This window comes from Kribbella sp. NBC_01505 (genome assembly GCF_045040285.1).
Lineage (GTDB): Bacteria > Actinomycetota > Actinomycetes > Propionibacteriales > Kribbellaceae > Kribbella.
This window is the reverse complement of the sequence record NZ_CP109425.1, coordinates 3,425,459-3,443,028: the sequence shown is the minus strand read 5'-3', so window position 1 is coordinate 3,443,028 and position 17,570 is coordinate 3,425,459. Positions and strand designations below refer to the sequence as shown.

Sequence of the window (17,570 nt, the reverse complement as noted above, 5' to 3'; positions counted from 1 at the left end):
GTGAATCCCCTTGTTCTGTTGGCGTTCAGCTGTTCAGGCGGACCGGCATCAGCACATACCTGAATTCGCTGATCGGGTCACCCTCGAAGTCTCGCACGCCGGTCAGCTCGGCGGGCTTGGTGGCCTGGGTGAACGCCAGGTGCGCGACCGGCGTACCGATCGCGCCGAGGCCGTCCAGCAGGTACGTCGGGTTGAAGCCGACCGTCACCGGGTCACCGACGACACGGGCCTCGATCGACTCCGAGGCCTGCGCCTCGTCACCGCTACCGGCGTCGAGCGTCACGGTGTCCTCGGCGAAGGTCAGCCGGACCGGAGCGTTCCGCTCGGCGACCAGGGCGACGCGCTTGACGGCCTCGACCAGCACGGCGGTCTCGATCCGGACCCGGGTCTGGATCGCGGCGTCGGTCGGGATGATGCCGCGGACCTTCGGGAACTCGCCGTCGAGCAACCGGGTGGTGGCCCGGCGGTTGCCACCGGACACCTGGCCCTCGAAGCCGACGATGCCGTCGCCGGTGCCAGGAGCAGCCAGCGAGACCGTGACGTCCGAACCGGTCATCGCCTTCGCGGTCTCCGACAGCACGCGGGCCGGAACGAGCGCGGCCGCGGAGGCGTCGGGGGACTCGGGGTTCCACTCGAGCTCGCGGATGGCCAGCCGGTAGCGGTCGGTCGCGAGCAACGAGATCGTGGATCCCTCGATCTCGACCCGCACACCGGTCAGCACCGGGAGGGTGTCCTCACGGCCGGCCGCGGTGACCACCTGCGAGACCGCCTGGGCGAAGACGTCGGCCTTGATCGTGCCGCTGGCCGCCGGAAGGTCCGGCAAGGCCGGATATTCCTCGGTGGGAAGCGTCTGGAGCGTGAACCGCGAACTGCCACAGGTGACCTGGGCCTTCGCGCCGTCGACAGCGAAGTCCACGGGCTGGTTCGGAAGACTCTTGGAGATGTCGGCGACCAGCCGGCCGGAGATCAGGCACTTGCCGGTGTCGGCCACCTGTGCGGGCACGGTGACGCGGACCGAGGTCTCGTAGTCGAAGCCGGACAGGGTGATCTGTCCGTCCCCGGCTTCGACCAGCAGGCCGGCAAGGATCGGAACGCTCGGGCGACTGGGCAAGCTACGCGCGGCCCAGGCCACCGACTCGGCCAGTACGTCGCGCTCGACGCGAAACTTCACCGCGGGTGCCTCCTGATTCGGCTGGGTGCCAGGCAGATCCTGCCACGTGCACGGGTGGTGTTTGCCCATCGGGGATGACGTGGCGCTTCTCGGGCGGGTCGCGTCTGCATCTGCTGAGGGGCCAAATCGATGATGCCGTCGGTGGTGCAGGGGACCCAGCCTGACAGGTCTCGGCAATCGACGCGAGACGAGGTTTTCCCCAGGTTGGCCCGTTCGTTCAATTTGTGGACTCAGATTCCTCTACAGGTTCCATAAGGTTCTTAGCACCTGTGGATTCTGTGGGAAACCGGAGACTTCGCAGGTCAGAGTGCGAATTGGCCTGTGTACGCCGTGTGGACGACCACCGCTTCGTCTGTTGACGGCCGTGGATGAACTTTTCTGTCCCCACAGGGCGTCCACAACACACACCGAGGTTTCCCACAGTTGTCCACAGTTGTGTCCCCAACCTGTGTGCCAACTTCGGGTGCTTCCTACTGCTGTTTTGCCTGGTGCTTGATCCGGTTCGTCAGCTCGGTCACCTGGTTGAAGACCGACCGCCGTTCCGACATCAACTGCCGGATCTTTCGTTCGGCGTGCATGACGGTGGTGTGGTCGCGGCCGCCGAACTGCTGCCCGATCTTCGGCAGCGAGAGATCCGTCAGCTCACGGCACAGGTACATCGCGATCTGCCGAGCGGTCACCAGCACCCGGCTCCGGCTCGATCCGCACAGGTCGTCGATCGACAGCCCGAAGTACGACGCGGTCTGGCCCATGATCATGCTGGCCGTCACCTCGGGCTTGCTGCCTTCGGGGATCAGGTCCTTCAGCACGATCTCGGCCAGGCTCAGGTCGACCGGCTGCCGGTTCAGGCTGGCGAACGCGGTGACGCGGATCAGCGCGCCTTCGAGCTCACGGATGTTGGTCTGCACCTTCGACGCGATGAACTCGAGCACCTCGGGCGGCGCGGTCAGTCGCTCGGTGGCGGCCTTCTTCCGGAGGATCGCGATCCGGGTCTCGAGGTCGGGCGGCTGGATATCGGTGATCAGCCCCCACTCGAACCGGTTCCGCAGCCGATCCTCCAGCGCCTCCAGGCGTTTCGGCGCCCGGTCGGAGCTGATCACGATCTGCTTGTTCGCGTTGTGCAGTGTGTTGAACGTGTGGAAGAACTCTTCCTGCGTCTGGATCTTGCCCTCGAGGAACTGGATGTCGTCGATGAGCAGTACGTCGACATCGCGGTACCGGCGCTGGAACTGGGACGCCTTGTCGTCGCGGATCGCGTTGATGAAGTCGTTGGTGAACTCTTCGCTCGACACGTACCGGACGCGGGCTCCGGTGTAGAGACTGCGGACGTAGTGCCCGATCGCGTGCAGCAGGTGGGTCTTGCCCAGACCGGAGTCGCCGTAGATCAGCTGCGGGTTGTACGCCTTGCCCGGTGCCTCGGCGACCGCGACGGCGGCCGCGTGCGCGAAGCGGTTCGAGCTACCGATGACGAAGGTCTCGAACGTGTACTTCGGGTTGAGCCGCGCCTCGCCCTGTGCCTCAGTGGCCGGTTGCGCGGGAGCAGGTGCACCCGGCGGCCGGCTGTCCGGACCGGACTGGTGACCGAACGGCTGCTGAGTCGGCTGACCGAACGGCTGGTTCGGCTGCGGGGCGTATTGCTGAGCGGCGGGCTGCTCGTACGTCGGTGCCTGCTCCTGCCGCGGCTGCGCCATCGGCTGGGAGGTCGGCTGTGCGTAGTGCTGCTGGTCGGCCGGATCGGTCAACGCGGACTGGATGGTGGGCTGGTACGAACCCTCCGTGCGCAGCGGCTCCCGGACGACGGGTGCGGGCGGGGCCTGCGGCTGCAGCTCGGGATCGAGCGAGGGGTCAACGGTGACAGCGATGCGGATGTCCCGGCCGAAGCTCTCGGACAGGATGCGCTCGAGGTCGGGCCGCAGACGGGTCTCGAGCTGACCGCGGGTGAAGTCGTCCGGTACGGCGACGATGGCGGTGCTCTCGTGCAGCGTGACCGGACGCGAGTTGGTCAGCCAGGCCCGCTGGTTCGGTGGGAGGCCGGCCAGCACACGGGTCCAGGCGTCGCCGAGGTCCATCACGGGTGCAGCCGCCTCGGCGCGAACCGGTGCCTCGACCCGCGGAGCTGCATATTCGGTCTCTGCACGTTCAGGCTCTGCACGTCCATCACCCTCGTTCCGCCTCGGCCCGGAGGCCGGTCCACCGCTGACACCCCAGTCGGGTGCCGTGTTCGGTGTCGCGCCAGGTGTTGCACTCGCTGTCTGCTGGGGCGCCGGCTCGGGTGCCCTTTCGATCGGACGCTCAGGCGCTCGCTCCACCGGACGCTCCACAGCGGCCGCTACGGGGGTCGGCGCCACCTGCTGCTCGACGTGCTGCTCGACGTGCTGCTCGACCGGGCGCTCGACCCGCTGCTCAACCGGTGCTGAGAACGGGGGCTCGATCGGACGCTCAGGTGCGGGCTCAGGCGTGTGTACGACGGGCGGTTCGGCCTCATAGGCGGGCGGGTTGTTGCTGTACGTCGGCTCCTCGGCCTGCGGGCTCTCGGGCTCCGGGTGCTCAGGGTGCTCCTGACCACTGCTCCAGCTCGCGGTCTGATCGGTGCGCCAGCGTGAACTCGAGACGATCGGCGCCGGGGCGAAGTACGACGTACTGGCCGGCGGCTCGGGGGTGCTGTCGGCGCGGAAGGCCGCCGGGATCTCCGCGGCGGCGGTCTCGAACGGGGTGCGGTAACCGTCCGCGGGCCGGTCGCGCGGAGCCAGCGGCTCGGGCATCGGGATCGGCAGCGACGGACTCAAGTGGTTCTCGGGCCGGGCCGCAGGCTGGGGCCGGCGCGGTGCGGGGGGCGGAACCAGGAAGTCGAGCTGGTCGGGAGTCGGGGCCGGGGGGAGCTCGGAGCGGAAGTCGGTGCCGGGCTCGGGGCGCAGGTCTGCGCTCGCCGGATCCGGCCGCTCGCCGAGGGTGTACCGGTTCAGCGGTGGTTCGCCGTCGCCGCGGTACTTGTCCTCAGGTCGGTCCACTCCTGTGTACTCCTCCGCCGTGTACTCCGTACCGGCGGAATGGTCCTCGACCACGCGTTGCTCCCCGAATTCCATCGCTGCGGTGGCCGGTGCCCTCCGGAGAGCTCCTCCGGTGACGCGACCTTGGACCCGAACACCGCACTGTCCACACGGTTGTCCACAGTTGTGAACGACGGCTGGATCGGGTTGGTTACCGATGGCGTGCTGCGGGACCTCTGGTGTGAGGGGCTGACGCTAACAAGTCTGCCCACGCTGCTTCAAGCCGTCATCCACAGGCTATGAACCCCAAATTGGGGGCAACCTGCGGCGTGTCGGGTAGACGCCGGAGCGTAGTCGTGGTGCGTGGTTGCAGTTGGTGATCAGTCTGATCACTGTGTGACAAGGCGGTGTTCGGGCGTTCATCCACTATTCTGTCCACAGGGCCTGTGGACAACTCTGGGGATACCTGGTTTGACCTGTCCACAGGCGTCCACGTACCGTGGATCGGTCGGTGTTGAACCGGCCCTTTCGTGCTGCGCTCCCGGCGGGACCACCTCAGGATTCCGATGGCGTGCAGGACCGCATCAGCGGTAGCTCCGATCCCTGGAGCTGCCGACCATCGAGTTCTCGAGTAACCGGAGTCATTCCAGTGAGCAAGCGGACGTTCCAGCCGAACAACCGTCGCCGGCACAAGAAGCACGGCTTCCGTCTTCGGATGCGCACCCGTGCGGGCCGCGCCATCATCGCCGCCCGTCGTAACAAGGGCCGTCAGCGCCTCGCGGCCTGAGCGACCCTTCGACGGTGACCACCCCGTGTTGCCTGCGTCGAACCGGTTACGCCGGTCCGACGATTTCCGTCGCGCTGTCCGTTCCGGTCGGCGGGCGGGTCGGCGCGCGGTGGTGGTCCATCTGTTGCCCTGGGGCGGACCGGACGGCGTCCGGCCCGAACCCGCCCGTGTCGGATTCGTGGTGAACAAGGCGGTGGGCAACGCGGTTCTCCGGAACCGGGTCCACCGCCGTCTGCGCGCCGTACTGGCGCAGCGTCTTCCCGAACTCCCGGACGGCAGCCTGATCGTCGTCCGTGCCCTTCCGTCGTCCGCCTCGGCGTCGTACGACGAACTGGTCGCGGACGTCGACGGCGCGCTGAAGCGGTTGTCGTGAAGGCGACGGCGGTACTACGCAATCCGGCCAAGGCCGGGATCATCGGTTTTCTGAAGCTGTACCGTCTGCTCATCAGCCCGTTGTACGGGCAGGTGTGCAGGTTCTACCCGAGTTGTTCGGCGTACGCCCTCCAGGCGGTCGAGCGCCACGGTGCGGTGCGCGGTAGCTGGCTGGCGGCGAGGAGACTCGTCCGCTGCCACCCGTGGAACCCCGGCGGCTACGACCCCGTTCCACCCACAGATGTCGACCACCGCGGAGAGTCCGTCTCCGCCAACCAGCCCGGACCGTCGGCGGACGCCGGGCCTGTGCAGCGAGGTGCTTGAGTGACGCTTCTGGCCATCCCCGGACTCATCCCCGGACTCGCCCTGTGGGACGGGTTGGTAAACCTGTTCAACACGGTGATGACGCCGTTGTACTGGGCCGTCTCGGCGCTGCTCGTCGGCTGGCACTGGCTGCTCGGCCAGGTCTTCGACCCGAACGGCGGCTGGGCGTGGGCACTGTCCATCGCGGGCCTGACCATCGTCATCCGGACGCTGCTGATCCCGCTGTTCGTGCGGCAGATCCGCTCCAGCCGGAACATGCAGCTGCTGCAGCCCAAGATGAAGGAGCTGCAGAAGAAGTACGGCCATGACCGGGAGAAGCTCGGTCAGGAAATGATGAAGCTGTACAAGGACACGGGCACCAACCCGTTCTCCTCGTGCCTGCCGCTGCTGCTGCAGTCGCCGATCTTCCTGGCGCTGTTCCGGGTGCTCGACTACGCGGCCAAGGGCCAGTGGCACAGCGAGATCATGAAGGACCACGTCAACTCGCTGCAGCACGCCAAGATCTTCGGCGCGGAGATCTCGCAGACCTTCCTGAAGGCGAACGGCGACGGCGCCGGCAACGTCAAGATCGTCGCGATCGTGCTGATCATCCTGATGACGGCGACGATGTTCACCACCCAGCTGCAGCTGATGCGCAAGAACATGCCGAAGGAGGCCCTCGAGGGCCAGGCGGCGCAGATGCAGAAGATCATGCTCTACGTCTTCCCGGTGTTCTTCCTGATCGGTGGCTTCAACTTCCCGATCGGTGTGCTGATCTACTGGTTCGTCTCGAACCTGTGGACGATGGGCCAGCAGTTCTACGTGATCCGCCGCAACCCGGCCCCCGGCACTCCGGCGTACGACGCCATGGAGGCCCGCAAGCGTGAGCACAACAAGCGCGCCGGCCGTCCGACCGACGAGGGCCTGGCCGGTGCCGGTGACGAGTCCGGTGACACCCTGACCGACCGTCGTCCGGGGCAGCGTCAGCAGCCGAAGCGGCAGTCCCGCAGCGACCGCAAGACTGTCGCCGGTGCACCGGCCGATGAGCCGACGGCGTCGTCCAACGGCCAGACGTCGAGCACCCCGCAGCCGAACGCGGCGAAGAAGCCTCAGGCCGGTGCTGCCAAGAAGCAGCCGACCGGCAAGAAGGGATCGGGCGCCAAGCGCCAGCCCGCGGCGAAGACCGCCGCGCAGCGCCGGGCCGCCCAGAAGAAGCCGGGCGGTTCGCGCTGACCGCGCCTGCCGCTGACCTTCTTGCTGTGCCCTTGTTGCGATTGACCCTGGGTCCCCGTGGGGCGGGCCTCGACATGATGAAGGAGTTGCCGTGAGCGACGGCCTGGAGAACACCGAGTCGGCGAAGCCGACCGCTGCGGATCGACTGAAGGCCCTGGAGGCGGAGAGCGACATCGCCGCCGACTACCTCGAGGAACTGCTCGACATCGCCGACCTGGACGGCGACATCGATATGGACATCGACGGCGATCGGGCCGCGGTGTCGATCGTCGGCGCCGACCTGAAGAACCTGGTCGGTGAGAACGGCAAGGTCCTGGAGGCGCTCCAGGAGCTGACCCGGCTGGCCGTCTACCGGGAGACCGGTGAGCGGTCGCGGCTGATGTTGGATGTCTCGAACTTCCGGGCGAACCGGAAGGCCGAGCTCGAAGAGGTCGGTCGCAAGGCGGTCGACGAGGTCAAGTCCTCGGGCGCCTCGGTCAAGCTCGACCCGATGACGCCGTTCGAGCGCAAGGTCGTCCACGACGTCGTCGCCGCTGCGGGACTGACCAGCGAGTCCGAGGGCGAGGAGCCCCGGCGCCGCGTCGTCGTGCAGCCCGCGTGATCGTGCGCGCATGACAGATTCCGTTTCACGTGAAACGCCGCCGCTCGTGGAGAAGCTTTATCCACGGGCGGCGGCGCCGCTTACGGCCTATGCCGAACTGCTGGCCACCGAAGGCACCCTGCGCGGTCTGATCGGACCGCGTGAGGTTCCGCGACTGTGGGACCGGCACCTACTGAACTGTGCGGTGGTCGAGCGCCTGATCCCGGAGAATGCCTCGGTCGCCGATGTTGGCACCGGAGCCGGCCTGCCGGGCATTGTGCTCGCCATCGTCCGTCCCGATCTGGAGATCGCGCTGGTCGAGCCGCTGCTGCGCCGGACGACCTTCCTGGACGAGGCAGTCGAAGCTCTAGGGCTCGACAACGCCACAGTCGTCCGTGCCAGGGCCGAGGATCTGCCACGAGCGTCGTACGACGTAGTGACTTCGCGGGCGGTTGCGCCGTTGGGCAAACTGGCGGGATGGTGCCTGCCGTTGTGTGCCGAGGGGGGTCTGATGCTGGCGATGAAGGGATCGTCCGCTGAGGAGGAGCTGGAGGCCTCCGAGCGCGAGCTTTCGGCGCTGGGTGCCGAGCTCTGGCACATTCATCAACTCGGCACGGATGAACTGGCCCAGCCGACGACTGTCGTGAGTATTGTGGCCGGACGTGCTGCAGGGGGATCCCGCCGCGGCCAATCTCCATCAGGTAAACGGTCTGGGAGGTGAGTGGGTTGGTGAGTCGTGCCCTCGGGTGGCCCGAGAAGAGCACCGGAGAGCCGAGCAAGTCACAGGGCATCGGTTGGCCGACGGAGTCCTCGTCGGGTGACGCAACTGTGGCTGTCGCTGAGGTCGAACCGGGAAGCGACTCACCAACGACGGTCGTCGAGGCCGAGCCCGCTCAAGCCCCCGAGTTTCACCCGCCTGCTGATGGAGCGGCCCTCCGCGCCGCCGCGGCCAGTGGTCTTGATCTCACTCCGCCGTCGACACCCGACGCCGTTTCACGTGAAACGGAGGGTTCGGGAGATGATGGTGTTTCACGTGAAACGGCGTCCCTGGTCGACGCCGACGCGGACCTTTCCGAGTCTCCACCGCCTGTGGATGACGACCGTACGAAACTGCCCTCTCACGCGGGGATTCATCCACAGAGGCCTGTGGACGGAGCTGTGGGCAGACCTGCACCAACCCCCACTGACATCCTCTTCGGGCCGAGTCCCGCACCAATTGGAATGGGCGCTATGACTGCCGCACAGATCGCCGCGCGGGCCACGTCGGACGAGCTTCAGCGACGACTTCTCGAGACTCCGATCGCCGCCGCCACCGAACGGACCCTGCTGGTGAATGAAGGACGCACAATGGGCCGCGAGTTCCCGCTGCCCGCCGAGACCCGGGTCTTCGTCGTCGCCAACCAGAAGGGCGGCGTCGGCAAGACCACCACGACGGTGAACGTCGCCGCCGGCCTGGCGCTGTACGGCGCCCGGATCCTGGTGATCGACCTGGACCCGCAGGGCAACGCCTCGACGGCCCTCGGGATCGACCACTCCGAGGGCACCCCCGGGGTCTACGAGGCGATCATCGAGAACGAGCCGCTGAGCAAGCTGCTCCAGCCGTGTGCCAAGCACCCGGGGATCCAGGTGATCCCCGCGACCATCGACCTGGCCGGCGCCGAGATCGAGCTCGTCAGCATCGTCGCGCGTGAGAGCCGGCTGAAGCGCGTCCTGGACGCGCACCTCGCAGAGACCGAGGAGGCCGGCGAGAAGTACGACTACGTCTTCATCGACTGCCCGCCCTCACTGGGTCTGCTGACGGTGAACGCGCTGACCGCAGCCCGCGAGGTGCTGGTTCCGATCCAGAGCGAGTACTACGCGCTGGAGGGCCTCTCGCAGCTCCTGCGCCACATCGACATGGTGAAGTCGCACCTGAACCCTGGGCTCGACGTCTCCACCATCCTGCTCACCATGTACGACGCCCGCACCAAGCTGGCCGGCGAGGTCGCAGCCGAGGTTCGCGGTCACTTCCGCGACGCGGTGCTGCGGACCGCCGTCCCGCGCTCGGTCCGGATCTCTGAGGCCCCGAGCCACGGTCAGACCGTGCTGGCCTACGACCCGGCCTCCGCCGGCGCCCTGTCGTACCTCGAGGCTTCGCGTGAGATCGCCATGCGGAACAACCTGGAGGAAGCCCGATGAACACCCGCCTCGGCCGTGGCCTGGGAGCGCTGATCCCGAGCAATCCCACCCCCGGTACGCCGCAGATGCTCGGCAGCAAGTCCCACTCGATCCCCGGTGCACCGCCGATGGCGAAGCCCGGGCCCGAGCTGGCCGCCGTACCGGGCGCCGAGTTCGCGGAGATCGAGGTCGGGAAGATCACCCCGAACCCGAAGCAGCCGCGCTCCGTCTTCGATGAGGACGCGATGGAGGAGCTCGTCCATTCGGTCAAGGAGATCGGGCTCCTGCAGCCCATCGTGGTGCGCCGGCTCGAGGACGACAAGTTCGAGCTGGTGATGGGAGAGCGCCGCTGGCGCGCCACCCAGGCCGCCGGGCTGGCCACGATCCCGGCCATCATCCGGGACACGTCGGACGACGTGATGCTCCGCGACGCACTCCTGGAGAACCTGCACCGCAGCCAGCTGAACCCGCTGGAAGAGGCGGCGGCGTACCAGCAGATGCTCGACGACTTCGGCTGCACCCAAGAGGTCCTCGCCAATCGCATCGGGCGGTCGCGCCCGCAGATCTCCAACACGCTGCGGCTGCTGAAGCTGCCGGCCGGAGTTCAGCGCCGAGTCGCCGCGGGCGTACTGTCCGCCGGTCACGCGCGGGCGCTGCTCGGACTGCCGAGCGGCGACGCCATCGAGCGCCTCGCCCAGCGGATCGTGGCCGAGGGACTCTCGGTGCGCACGGTCGAGGAGATCGTTGCCCTCGGCGACATGGACGCTGACGACCCGACCCCGGCCCGCCGCCGGAACAAGCCGGTCGCGCCGCGGCTCGTGGATCTGGCCGACCGGCTGTCGGATCGCTTCGAGACTCGGGTCAAGGTCGACCTCGGCAAGACCAAGGGCAAGATCACCGTCGAGTTCGCGTCGATCGATGACCTCGAGCGGATCGTCGGGCTGATGGACCCGAACAAGCAGACCGACTAGCTCCACGCCGGTCAGCCGGCAAGTCATCCAGTACGTCGTCCCCGCACCTTGGAATTCCTCTGAGAGCCGGATTCTCCGGTGCGGCCGGGCGGCGTACTTTTCTTTCTGCTCTCCCGGACGGCTCTCAGAATCACGCTCCCAGAGGAATATCGGCCTCACCAACAGCAGTAGATATGTCGACAAAACTACTTGATGACACGCGGCGCCGTTCCACGTGAAACATCGCGGGTCGCGCGGACGAGATAGATGGCCGGAAGACGGTCGGCGGCCGCACCCAGACCGTCGTACATGTCGGTGATCGGTGCCTCGGAGAAATGGGTGAGCCGAAGGCCAGCCGCCAGGAGTGCGGTGATGATGTCCGACGGCGGCCAGATGAAGGCAGTGAAGGTCGGCGGCGCCGCGGTGTCGCGGGCTCCGACCGGAAGCTTGGCGTTGTCGATGCCGGCGCGCGGTGTCGTCCGGCCGAAGTAGTCGGCGGTGACCGTCAGGGCGTTGGACCCGGTCACGGCAAGAACTTCCCAGATTGGATGATGATCGGCCAGCAGGACCGAGCCACCGGGGCGAAGCCGTTCGGCAACCATCGTGGCCCAGGCAGTGAGGTCGGGAACCCAGCAGATCGCACCCCAGCTGAGGTAGATCAGATCAAGGTCCGTGAGGTCGGCCGGCAGGTCGAACATGTCGGCCCGACGGAAGTCGACCTCGATACCGGCCTCGGCCGACTTCGCGCGAGCCAGGTCGATCGCGACCTCAGAGATGTCGACGCCGGTGACCGAGGCGCCGAGGTTCGCCCACGACAATGCCTCGTCACCACAGGAGCAGGCGAGCTGGAGAATCCGGCGACCGGCGACCTCGCCCACGGCCGCCACTTCTGAGGCGCTGAGTGCAGAGCCTCCGCCCGCGAAGAATTCAGCAGGCTGGCCGGGGCGGTCGGCGTGAATGGAGTTCCAGCTGACGCGGTTGGCCGCTGTGATGTCGTGCAGTTCGGCGGGAGTGTTCACGCCACCGACCGTAGAGGCGGAGGCTCGCCCCGCCCAACGGTTTTAGCGGCCGAGGAGCTCGTGCGTGGTCTTGCGCTCGGCGTAGAACGACAGGAACGGAATGGTGCCGGCGACGGCCATCAGGACCAGCCGGGGGAGTGACCAGCGGACCCGACGAAACAGGTCGAAGGTCGCGAGCAGGTAGACCACGAACAGGAAGCCGTGCAGGGGACCGATGACATTCATCGCGCCCGGGGTGTCGCCCAGGTACTTGAGGGGCATCGCGACGAAGAGCAGCAGGAGCAGCATCACGCCGACGATGTAGGCGATCACCCGGTAGCGGGTCAGTGCGCCGCGGACGGCGGGGGTGAGCTGCGAGCTGGCGGTGGCGTCTGCTGGTGAAGTCACGCTGAAACGGTACCGCTCGCCCCAACCGGCTCAACCGCCTGGTCCCGCTCGGAATCATCGTCGTCGTCCTCGTCCGCACCGCGGTGGGCGTCGAGCACCATCCGGGCCCACATCCACAACGTGAAAGCGGCGAAGATCCACCACTGGAAGGCATACGCCACGTTGCGCAGACCGGCGTGATCCGTCGGTGGCGCAGGCGGTGTGACCGCAGTCGGCGCCGGCTGGGGAACAGTCCCCGACTCCAACGCGGTCTGTACGACGAAGGCGTCGTACAGGCGGTAGTCGACCATGTGGACGAGGGTCGGGATCCGAAGCGAGGAGAGCACCCGTCCCTTGGCAGCATCGCCCGATGCGTCAGCTGCCTCGGACGACACGACGGACCCGGCCAACTGCACCGGCCCACTCGGAGCGACCGCGGCGGGGTCGGTCACCGAAGCGACCCAACCGCGCACGACCATCACCGCACCGGTGTCGAGCTTCACCGGACTGACCACCCAGAAGCCGGCCTGCGAGCCGTTCAGCCGGTCGGCGATGAAGACCTGGTCGGCTGCCGGACCCCAGGTCCCGGCGACCGTGACGCGCCGCCCGACGGCCTTCGCGGGCAGACCCTCGTCGACGGAGAACAGCTCCTGCAGAACGACCGGGGCGGCCAGCGCCTGCTTGGCCGTGGCCTCGGCGGTCTTCGACCGATACACGTCGAGCTGCCACACACCGAGCACGGACATCACCGCCGCGATCGCCAGCGCGAGCAGCAGCAAAGCAGACCAACGCGGCGAAAGCGCCGTCCGCCAGAGCGGTCGTTCCGGAGTCATCTCAACGAGCCGCGGCCGCAGCCAGCAGGTCGCGGCACAGCACGCCGAGCTCGATCCCAGCAGCCTCGGCGGCGAGCGGGACCAGCGACGTCTCCGTCATGCCCGGCGCTACGTTGACCTCCAGGAACCACGGCACCCCGTCCGCGTCGACCACGAGGTCGGACCGCGACAGGTCCCGCAGTCCCAACACGACATGGGCTGTGACCGCCGCCGCAGCACAAGCTCCCGCGACCTCAGCAGGAAGCCGAGCCGGTACGACGAACTCCGTGGCGCCCGCGGTGTACCGCGCCTCGTAGTCGTAGAAGCCCGAGTCCGGCACGATCTCGACCGCAGGCAGAGCCCGCGGACCATCACCGATGTCGACCACCGTGACGGCGACCTCGATGCCGTCGATGTACCGCTCGATCAGCGCGACCGGCCCGTAGGCGTAGCAGTTCACCATCGCGGACGGCAGCTCGTCGGCCGAGCGCACGATCGACGCACCGAGCGCCGAACCACCGCGGGCCGGCTTCACCACGAGCGGCAGACCGATCTGGTGGACGACCGCCTCCATCAACGCGGCAGCGCCTAGCTCCCGGAAGGTGTCGTGGCCAAGCACAACCGACTCCGGCGTGTGCAGTCCGGCCTTGCCGACCATCGTCGCCGCGACCGGCTTGTCGAAGGCAGTCCGACAGGCGGCCGCATCAGCGCCGACGTAGGGAACGCCGTACAGGTCGAGGACCTGACGCAACGCGCCGTCCTCACCGGTCACGCCGTGCAGGACCGGGAAGATCGCGTCGGGAGTGTCTTCGCGAAGGCGGTCGACCAGGCTCGCGTCGACATCCCGCTGCTCCACCTCGACCCCTACGCTGCGCAGGGCTTCGGCGACGCGGCGGCCAGATCGCAGCGAGACGTCCCGCTCATGCGACAGTCCGCCGGCCAGTACCAGCACTCGACCCAGATCACTCATCACACATTTCCCGATCACTCGAAGGCGACTCCGGCGGGCGCCGGTCCCGAGGCCCACTGAGACGGTACCGCTAGCGAATCAACGATCTCCCGCCGCCTGGAGATCCATAGCGCAACCTTTGCCCAGAAGGGCCACCAGAGAGGGACTAGCTGAGCTCAGGCCCCGGCGCCTCGTAGCCGTGGCTCGCTCCCGGCTGCAACGGCCCGAAGGTCTGCCGCAGCTCCAGCTCTTCGTTGATCACCGCGGCCAGCCGCGACACGCCCTCGGTGATCCGCTCCGGCGTCGGGTGACAGTAGGACAGGCGCATGCACTGCGAACCGAAGCCGTCCGAGAAGAACGCCGTACCGGGCACGTAGGCGACCCGTGCCGTGACCGCGCGCGGCAGCATCGCCTTCGCGTCCAGACCCTCCGGCAGCGTCAGCCACACGTAGAAGCCACCACCCGGCTTCGTCCAAGTCGTTGCCGCAGGCATCTTCTCGGTCAGTGCCGCCAACATTGCGTCCCGGCGTTCGCGATACATCTCGCGGAACTGCTTCACCTGGCCGAGCCAGTCGTGCCTGGTCAAGTACGACGAGATGGCCAGCTGACTGAACACGGGCGGACACAGGGTGGCCGATTCCTGAGCCAGCACGAGCTTCTCCCGCACCGCATGCGGTGCGACCACCCACCCGACCCGGAAGCCCGGAGCGAAGGTCTTCGAGAACGAGCCGAGGTAGATGACACCCTCGCGGTCCTCGGCGCGCAGCGCGCGCTGCGGCTCACCGTCGAAGCCGAGCAGGCCGTACGGGTTGTCCTCGAGGATCAGCAGGTTGGCCCGCTGGCAGATCTCCAGCACCCGGGCCCGCCGCTCGTTGGACAGCGAGACTCCGGCCGGGTTGTGGAAGTTCGGGATCGTGTAGAAGAACTTGATCTTCTTCCCGGCCGCGCGGACCGTCGCGATCGCCTGCTCCAGCGCCTCCGGCACCACGCCGTTGTCGTCCATCGCCACGTGCACGACCTCGCACTGGTACGCGCGGAAGACACCGAGGGCACCGACGTACGACGGCGCTTCGCAGATCACCACGTCACCCGGATCGCAGAACACCCGCGTCACCAGGTCGACCGCCTGCTGGCTGCCGACCGTCACGCAGACGTCGTCCGGGTGCGCCTCGATCCCTTCGAGCCGCATCACGTCGCAGATCTGGTCCCGCAGGCCGGGATCACCCTGGCCGGAGCCGTACTGCATCGCTACCGCGCCGTTGTCGATCACCAGATCGCGGACCGCGCTGCCGACCACGTCGAGCGGCAGGCCGGCGATGTTCGGCATCCCACCGGCCAGTGAGACCACCTCGGGCCGGCTGGCGACCGAGAACAGTGCGCGGATCTCCGATGCGGTCATGCCCTTGGTCCGTGCTGCGTACCGGTCGACGTAGCTGTCGAGACGGGTCTGCCGGACATCGGGCACGTCAGCGCTCACGGAGCCACTCCACAAAGGTCTACGAGGGGAAGGTCACCAGGCTAACCCCGATAGCCCGAACGCGCCTGGGCTGTGGAACGGCGCGACCTCTCACTACCATGCCTTATAGGGGCAGTACGGCGGAAGGCGGACGGGTATGAGCGTGGGCAAGACGGTCGGCGTCGCAGCCGGCGGACTGTTGCTGGGGGTGCTGGCCGGATTCGCGGGTGAGCTCTTCCGGCGGCAACCAGCCGCGAAGGTGCAGCAACGGTACGTCGCACCCCGGGCGGCCGAGACCCCGGACGTGCGGCCACCGGCCCCAGCTCCGGCTCCGGCGACTCGATAAGTCGACAGGTACGTCAAGTGACCGAGCTAACAGTCCGTTATCCGGAGTCCTAGTGACCCGCCGGGTGGAACCGCTGACACTCGCCACGCTCGGCGAGATACCAGCTCCATGCCGTGACTGCGTGTTCTGGGAGCTCGACCCGGTGGCTGCCCGGCAGGCCGGCCGCAACGGTGACACCGCGCTGGAGAAGGAAGCGTGGCTGTCTCAGCTCCTGCTCGACTGGGGCCCGGCCGGAGTGGTGCTGTTCGTCGACGACGAGCTGGCCGGGTACGCGGTCTACGCCCCGGCGGTCTACCTGCCGCGGATCCAGGCGTTCCCGACCGCGCCGGTCAGCCCGGACGCCGTCGTACTGGCGACCGGTCGCATCCTGCCGCGATATCTCGGGATGGGCCTCGGCAAGGTGCTCGTCCAGGCGGTCGCGAAGGACGTGCTCAAACGCGGCTTCCGGGCGCTCGAAGCGTTCGGCGACTCCCGGTGGGACGGTCCGGGGTGCGTCTGGCCGACGGACTTCCTGCGCGCGGTCGGGTTCGGCGTCGTCCGCGAGCACCCGCGGCACCCGCGACTCCGGCTCGATCTCCGCTCGGCGATCACCTGGCGCAGCGAGATGGAGGCAGCGGTCGAGCGGCTGATGGGCGCGATCCGGCCGGAGCAGACGCCGCCTGTGACGGTCCGGGAATCCACCCCACCGGCCCGGACGCACTGAGATGGCGTGGCGCCTCCTGGCGGACGTCATGCTGATCCTGCACGCCGCCTTCCTGCTGTTCTTCGTCCTCGGCGGCTTCCTGGCCTGGCGCTGGCCGAAGGTGGTCTGGGCGCATCTGGCCGTCGCGGTCTGGAGCCTGGCGATCGTCGTGATCGACTACGACTGCCCGCTGACCGGCGCCGAGAAGTACTTCCTGCGCCGCGGTGGAGAGGACGTCTACGCCGGCGGCTACATCAACCACTACCTCGACGGCACGATCTGGCCCGAGGGCGCGACACCGGTCGCCGAGAAGGTCGGTTTCGCGCTCATCGTCATCTCGTACGTCGGCTTCTTCGTCCTCCGAAGCCGAAGCCGCAGACGATCGAGGGTCGCCTCAGTGAAATCCCCGACGTGAACAACCCTCTGCTGAGGGACAATGATGAGCGTGTCCACGTCTGTCGATGACTACCTGGTGGGTCTGACCAAGGCTCTGCCCGGTCCGCGCCGGAAGAAGGCGGATCTGCTGGCCGAGGCCCGCGATCACCTGACCGATGCCACCGAGGCTTTAGAGGCGGACGGACTCGACCGTACGGCGGCCGAGCGGGCGGCGGTGGCCGACTTCGGTGACCTGTCCGACGTGGTCCCGGCGTACCGGGAGGAGCTCGCGGTCGCGCAGAGCCGGATCACGGCGGCGCTGCTCTTCGGCGTGCTGATCCTGCAGCCTTTGATCTGGCAGCCCGGTGTCTGGAGCTGGAACCAGGACCTCGGGGGGCCGAGCGCGCTGAGCGTCATCCTCGAGCACCTGATCCGATGGGTCGGCGCCTTCACGATCGCCGGCGCTGTGATCGCCCTACTGGCCACGAGTCTCGGGCAGCGCTTCGCGTTGGTGCGGCAGCACGGTGCGCGGATGATCGCGGTGTTCGCAATCGTCAGCGCGGTGGTGGTGAGCCTCGGGGGTATGTCCATGACGCTGGAATGGAGCCTCGCGTCCGGGCGCCTCGACGTCATCCCGGTCAGCGCCTTCGTCGTCGTACCGCTGTTCCTGGTCGGTCTGCAGGCGCGCCGCGGGCTACGCCTCGTTCGGGCGTAGGACGCCTTCCACCACGGTCCGGAAGCTCAGCCACTCTTCCTTGCCTGAGGCAAGCATCTTCTGGCCGGCCGAGGTCAGCTGGTACGTCCGCCGCTTCCGGCCGCCGACCGTCTGCCACTCGCTGGCCAGGTAGCCGGCCCGCTCCAGCCGGCGCAGCGCCGGATACAGCGTGCCGGTCGGCAGGTCGAGCGCGCCGCCGCTCCGCTCGAGCAACGCCTCCATGATCGCGTACCCGTGCAGCGGGTCGTGCTCGACGACCGCCAGGATCATCGGGTCCAGGTGCCCACGCAGAACATCCGCCTTCATGCTG

19 protein-coding genes and 1 pseudogene are annotated in these 17,570 nt (G+C 67.9%); 12 read left to right on the top strand and 8 right to left on the bottom strand.

Translation table 11 applies throughout. The annotated features are described in order from the left end of the window. Positions 1-25 precede the first annotated feature (25 nt). Positions 26-1,171 carry a DNA polymerase III subunit beta gene (gene dnaN, locus OG474_RS16225; RefSeq protein ID WP_405063122.1) on the bottom strand — a complete coding sequence of 382 codons (1,146 nt, stop codon included), beginning with the start codon at positions 1,169-1,171 and terminating at the stop codon, positions 26-28. A 470-nt stretch (positions 1,172-1,641) separates the two neighbouring features. Continuing rightward, on the bottom strand, positions 1,642-3,240 hold the full coding sequence (gene dnaA, locus OG474_RS16220; protein ID WP_405064585.1) for a chromosomal replication initiator protein DnaA: 1,599 nt from the start codon (positions 3,238-3,240) through the stop codon (positions 1,642-1,644). Between the two features lie 1,567 nt (positions 3,241-4,807). Between dnaA and rpmH the strand changes: the two genes are divergently transcribed. The 8 genes and pseudogenes from rpmH (at position 4,808) to OG474_RS16180 (ending at position 10,561) form a co-directional block, all read left to right on the top strand. Continuing rightward, positions 4,808-4,945 (top strand): 50S ribosomal protein L34, encoded by a 138-nt coding sequence (rpmH, locus tag OG474_RS16215; RefSeq protein WP_132165595.1) that lies wholly within the window; start codon positions 4,808-4,810, stop codon positions 4,943-4,945. A 25-nt stretch (positions 4,946-4,970) separates the two neighbouring features. Then, positions 4,971-5,318, top strand: a complete 348-nt coding sequence (gene rnpA / locus OG474_RS16210; RefSeq protein ID WP_405063121.1) for a ribonuclease P protein component — start codon at positions 4,971-4,973, stop codon at positions 5,316-5,318. Positions 5,319-5,356: 38 nt separating this feature from the next. Further along, positions 5,357-5,641, top strand: coding sequence for a membrane protein insertion efficiency factor YidD (gene yidD / locus OG474_RS16205; RefSeq protein ID WP_405064584.1), 285 nt, complete (start codon positions 5,357-5,359; stop codon positions 5,639-5,641). Positions 5,642-5,656: 15 nt separating this feature from the next. Further along, positions 5,657-6,640, top strand: a pseudogene (gene yidC / locus OG474_RS16200) (membrane protein insertase YidC); the annotation flags it as partial. Between the two features lie 304 nt (positions 6,641-6,944). Next, complete coding sequence (locus OG474_RS16195; protein ID WP_405063120.1) at positions 6,945-7,454, top strand: protein jag; 510 nt, start codon at positions 6,945-6,947, stop codon at positions 7,452-7,454. A gap of 10 nt (positions 7,455-7,464) precedes the next feature. Further along, on the top strand, positions 7,465-8,154 hold the full coding sequence (gene rsmG / locus OG474_RS16190) for a 16S rRNA (guanine(527)-N(7))-methyltransferase RsmG (protein ID WP_405063119.1): 690 nt from the start codon (positions 7,465-7,467) through the stop codon (positions 8,152-8,154). A gap of 509 nt (positions 8,155-8,663) precedes the next feature. Then, the gene (locus OG474_RS16185; protein WP_405063118.1) at positions 8,664-9,611 is read left to right on the top strand and encodes an AAA family ATPase; all 948 of its coding nucleotides are present in this window, start codon (positions 8,664-8,666) and stop codon (positions 9,609-9,611) included. Then, positions 9,608-10,561: a ParB/RepB/Spo0J family partition protein gene (locus OG474_RS16180; RefSeq protein ID WP_405063117.1), complete on the top strand. Its 954-nt coding sequence runs from the start codon at positions 9,608-9,610 to the stop codon at positions 10,559-10,561. The genes OG474_RS16185 and OG474_RS16180 overlap by 4 nt, the downstream gene beginning before the upstream one ends. 185 nt (positions 10,562-10,746) lie before the next feature. On the opposite strand, the gene OG474_RS16175 is transcribed toward OG474_RS16180, so the two are convergent. From OG474_RS16175 to OG474_RS16155, 5 genes are all read right to left on the bottom strand, one after another. Then, positions 10,747-11,559, bottom strand: a complete 813-nt coding sequence (locus OG474_RS16175; RefSeq protein WP_405063116.1) for a class I SAM-dependent methyltransferase — start codon at positions 11,557-11,559, stop codon at positions 10,747-10,749. Between the two features lie 42 nt (positions 11,560-11,601). Then, complete coding sequence (locus tag OG474_RS16170) at positions 11,602-11,946, bottom strand: DUF3817 domain-containing protein (protein ID WP_405063115.1); 345 nt, start codon at positions 11,944-11,946, stop codon at positions 11,602-11,604. Next, positions 11,943-12,758 (bottom strand): SURF1 family protein, encoded by an 816-nt coding sequence (locus OG474_RS16165; RefSeq protein ID WP_405063114.1) that lies wholly within the window; start codon positions 12,756-12,758, stop codon positions 11,943-11,945. Before OG474_RS16165 ends, OG474_RS16170 begins: the two co-directional genes overlap by 4 nt. A 1-nt stretch (position 12,759) precedes the next feature. Further along, entirely contained in the window at positions 12,760-13,707 is a 948-nt protein-coding gene (locus OG474_RS16160; RefSeq protein WP_405063113.1) for a D-alanine--D-alanine ligase, read from the bottom strand. Positions 13,708-13,852: 145 nt separating this feature from the next. Beyond that, a complete protein-coding gene (locus OG474_RS16155) occupies positions 13,853-15,163 on the bottom strand; it encodes a PLP-dependent aminotransferase family protein (RefSeq protein ID WP_405063112.1) in 1,311 nt (436 codons plus the stop codon). A 136-nt stretch (positions 15,164-15,299) separates the two neighbouring features. Here OG474_RS16155 and OG474_RS16150 point away from each other — a divergent pair, with 136 nt between their 5' ends. From OG474_RS16150 to OG474_RS16135, 4 genes are all read left to right on the top strand, one after another. Then, the gene (locus tag OG474_RS16150) at positions 15,300-15,488 is read left to right on the top strand and encodes a hypothetical protein (RefSeq protein WP_132165573.1); all 189 of its coding nucleotides are present in this window, start codon (positions 15,300-15,302) and stop codon (positions 15,486-15,488) included. A 121-nt stretch (positions 15,489-15,609) separates the two neighbouring features. Next, entirely contained in the window at positions 15,610-16,191 is a 582-nt protein-coding gene (locus tag OG474_RS16145) for a GNAT family N-acetyltransferase (protein ID WP_405063111.1), read from the top strand. A gap of 1 nt (position 16,192) precedes the next feature. Further along, a complete protein-coding gene (locus tag OG474_RS16140) occupies positions 16,193-16,585 on the top strand; it encodes a DUF2784 domain-containing protein (RefSeq protein WP_405063110.1) in 393 nt (130 codons plus the stop codon). 30 nt (positions 16,586-16,615) lie between these two features. Continuing rightward, positions 16,616-17,260, top strand: coding sequence for a permease prefix domain 1-containing protein (locus OG474_RS16135; RefSeq protein ID WP_405063109.1), 645 nt, complete (start codon positions 16,616-16,618; stop codon positions 17,258-17,260). Here the strand turns inward: OG474_RS16135 and OG474_RS16130 are convergent. Beyond that, complete coding sequence (locus OG474_RS16130; RefSeq protein ID WP_405063108.1) at positions 17,240-17,566, bottom strand: PadR family transcriptional regulator; 327 nt, start codon at positions 17,564-17,566, stop codon at positions 17,240-17,242. The genes OG474_RS16135 and OG474_RS16130 overlap by 21 nt on opposite strands. Between the last annotated feature and the right edge of the window lie 4 nt (positions 17,567-17,570).

Bases quoted from the DNA above. Each gene is read 5' to 3' on its own strand.
- dnaA (WP_405064585.1), bottom strand. From the start codon at position 3,240: ATGGACCTCGGCGACGCCTGGACCCGTGTGCTGGCCGGCCTCCCACCG.
- rsmG (WP_405063119.1), top strand. From the start codon at position 7,465: ATGACAGATTCCGTTTCACGTGAAACGCCGCCGCTCGTGGAGAAGCTT.
- OG474_RS16185 (WP_405063118.1), top strand. From the start codon at position 8,664: ATGACTGCCGCACAGATCGCCGCGCGGGCCACGTCGGACGAGCTTCAG.
- OG474_RS16180 (WP_405063117.1), top strand. From the start codon at position 9,608: ATGAACACCCGCCTCGGCCGTGGCCTGGGAGCGCTGATCCCGAGCAAT.
- OG474_RS16165 (WP_405063114.1), bottom strand. From the start codon at position 12,758: ATGACTCCGGAACGACCGCTCTGGCGGACGGCGCTTTCGCCGCGTTGG.
- OG474_RS16160 (WP_405063113.1), bottom strand. From the start codon at position 13,707: ATGAGTGATCTGGGTCGAGTGCTGGTACTGGCCGGCGGACTGTCGCAT.
- OG474_RS16150 (WP_132165573.1), top strand. From the start codon at position 15,300: ATGAGCGTGGGCAAGACGGTCGGCGTCGCAGCCGGCGGACTGTTGCTG.
- OG474_RS16140 (WP_405063110.1), top strand. From the start codon at position 16,193: ATGGCGTGGCGCCTCCTGGCGGACGTCATGCTGATCCTGCACGCCGCC.
- OG474_RS16130 (WP_405063108.1), bottom strand. From the start codon at position 17,566: ATGAAGGCGGATGTTCTGCGTGGGCACCTGGACCCGATGATCCTGGCG.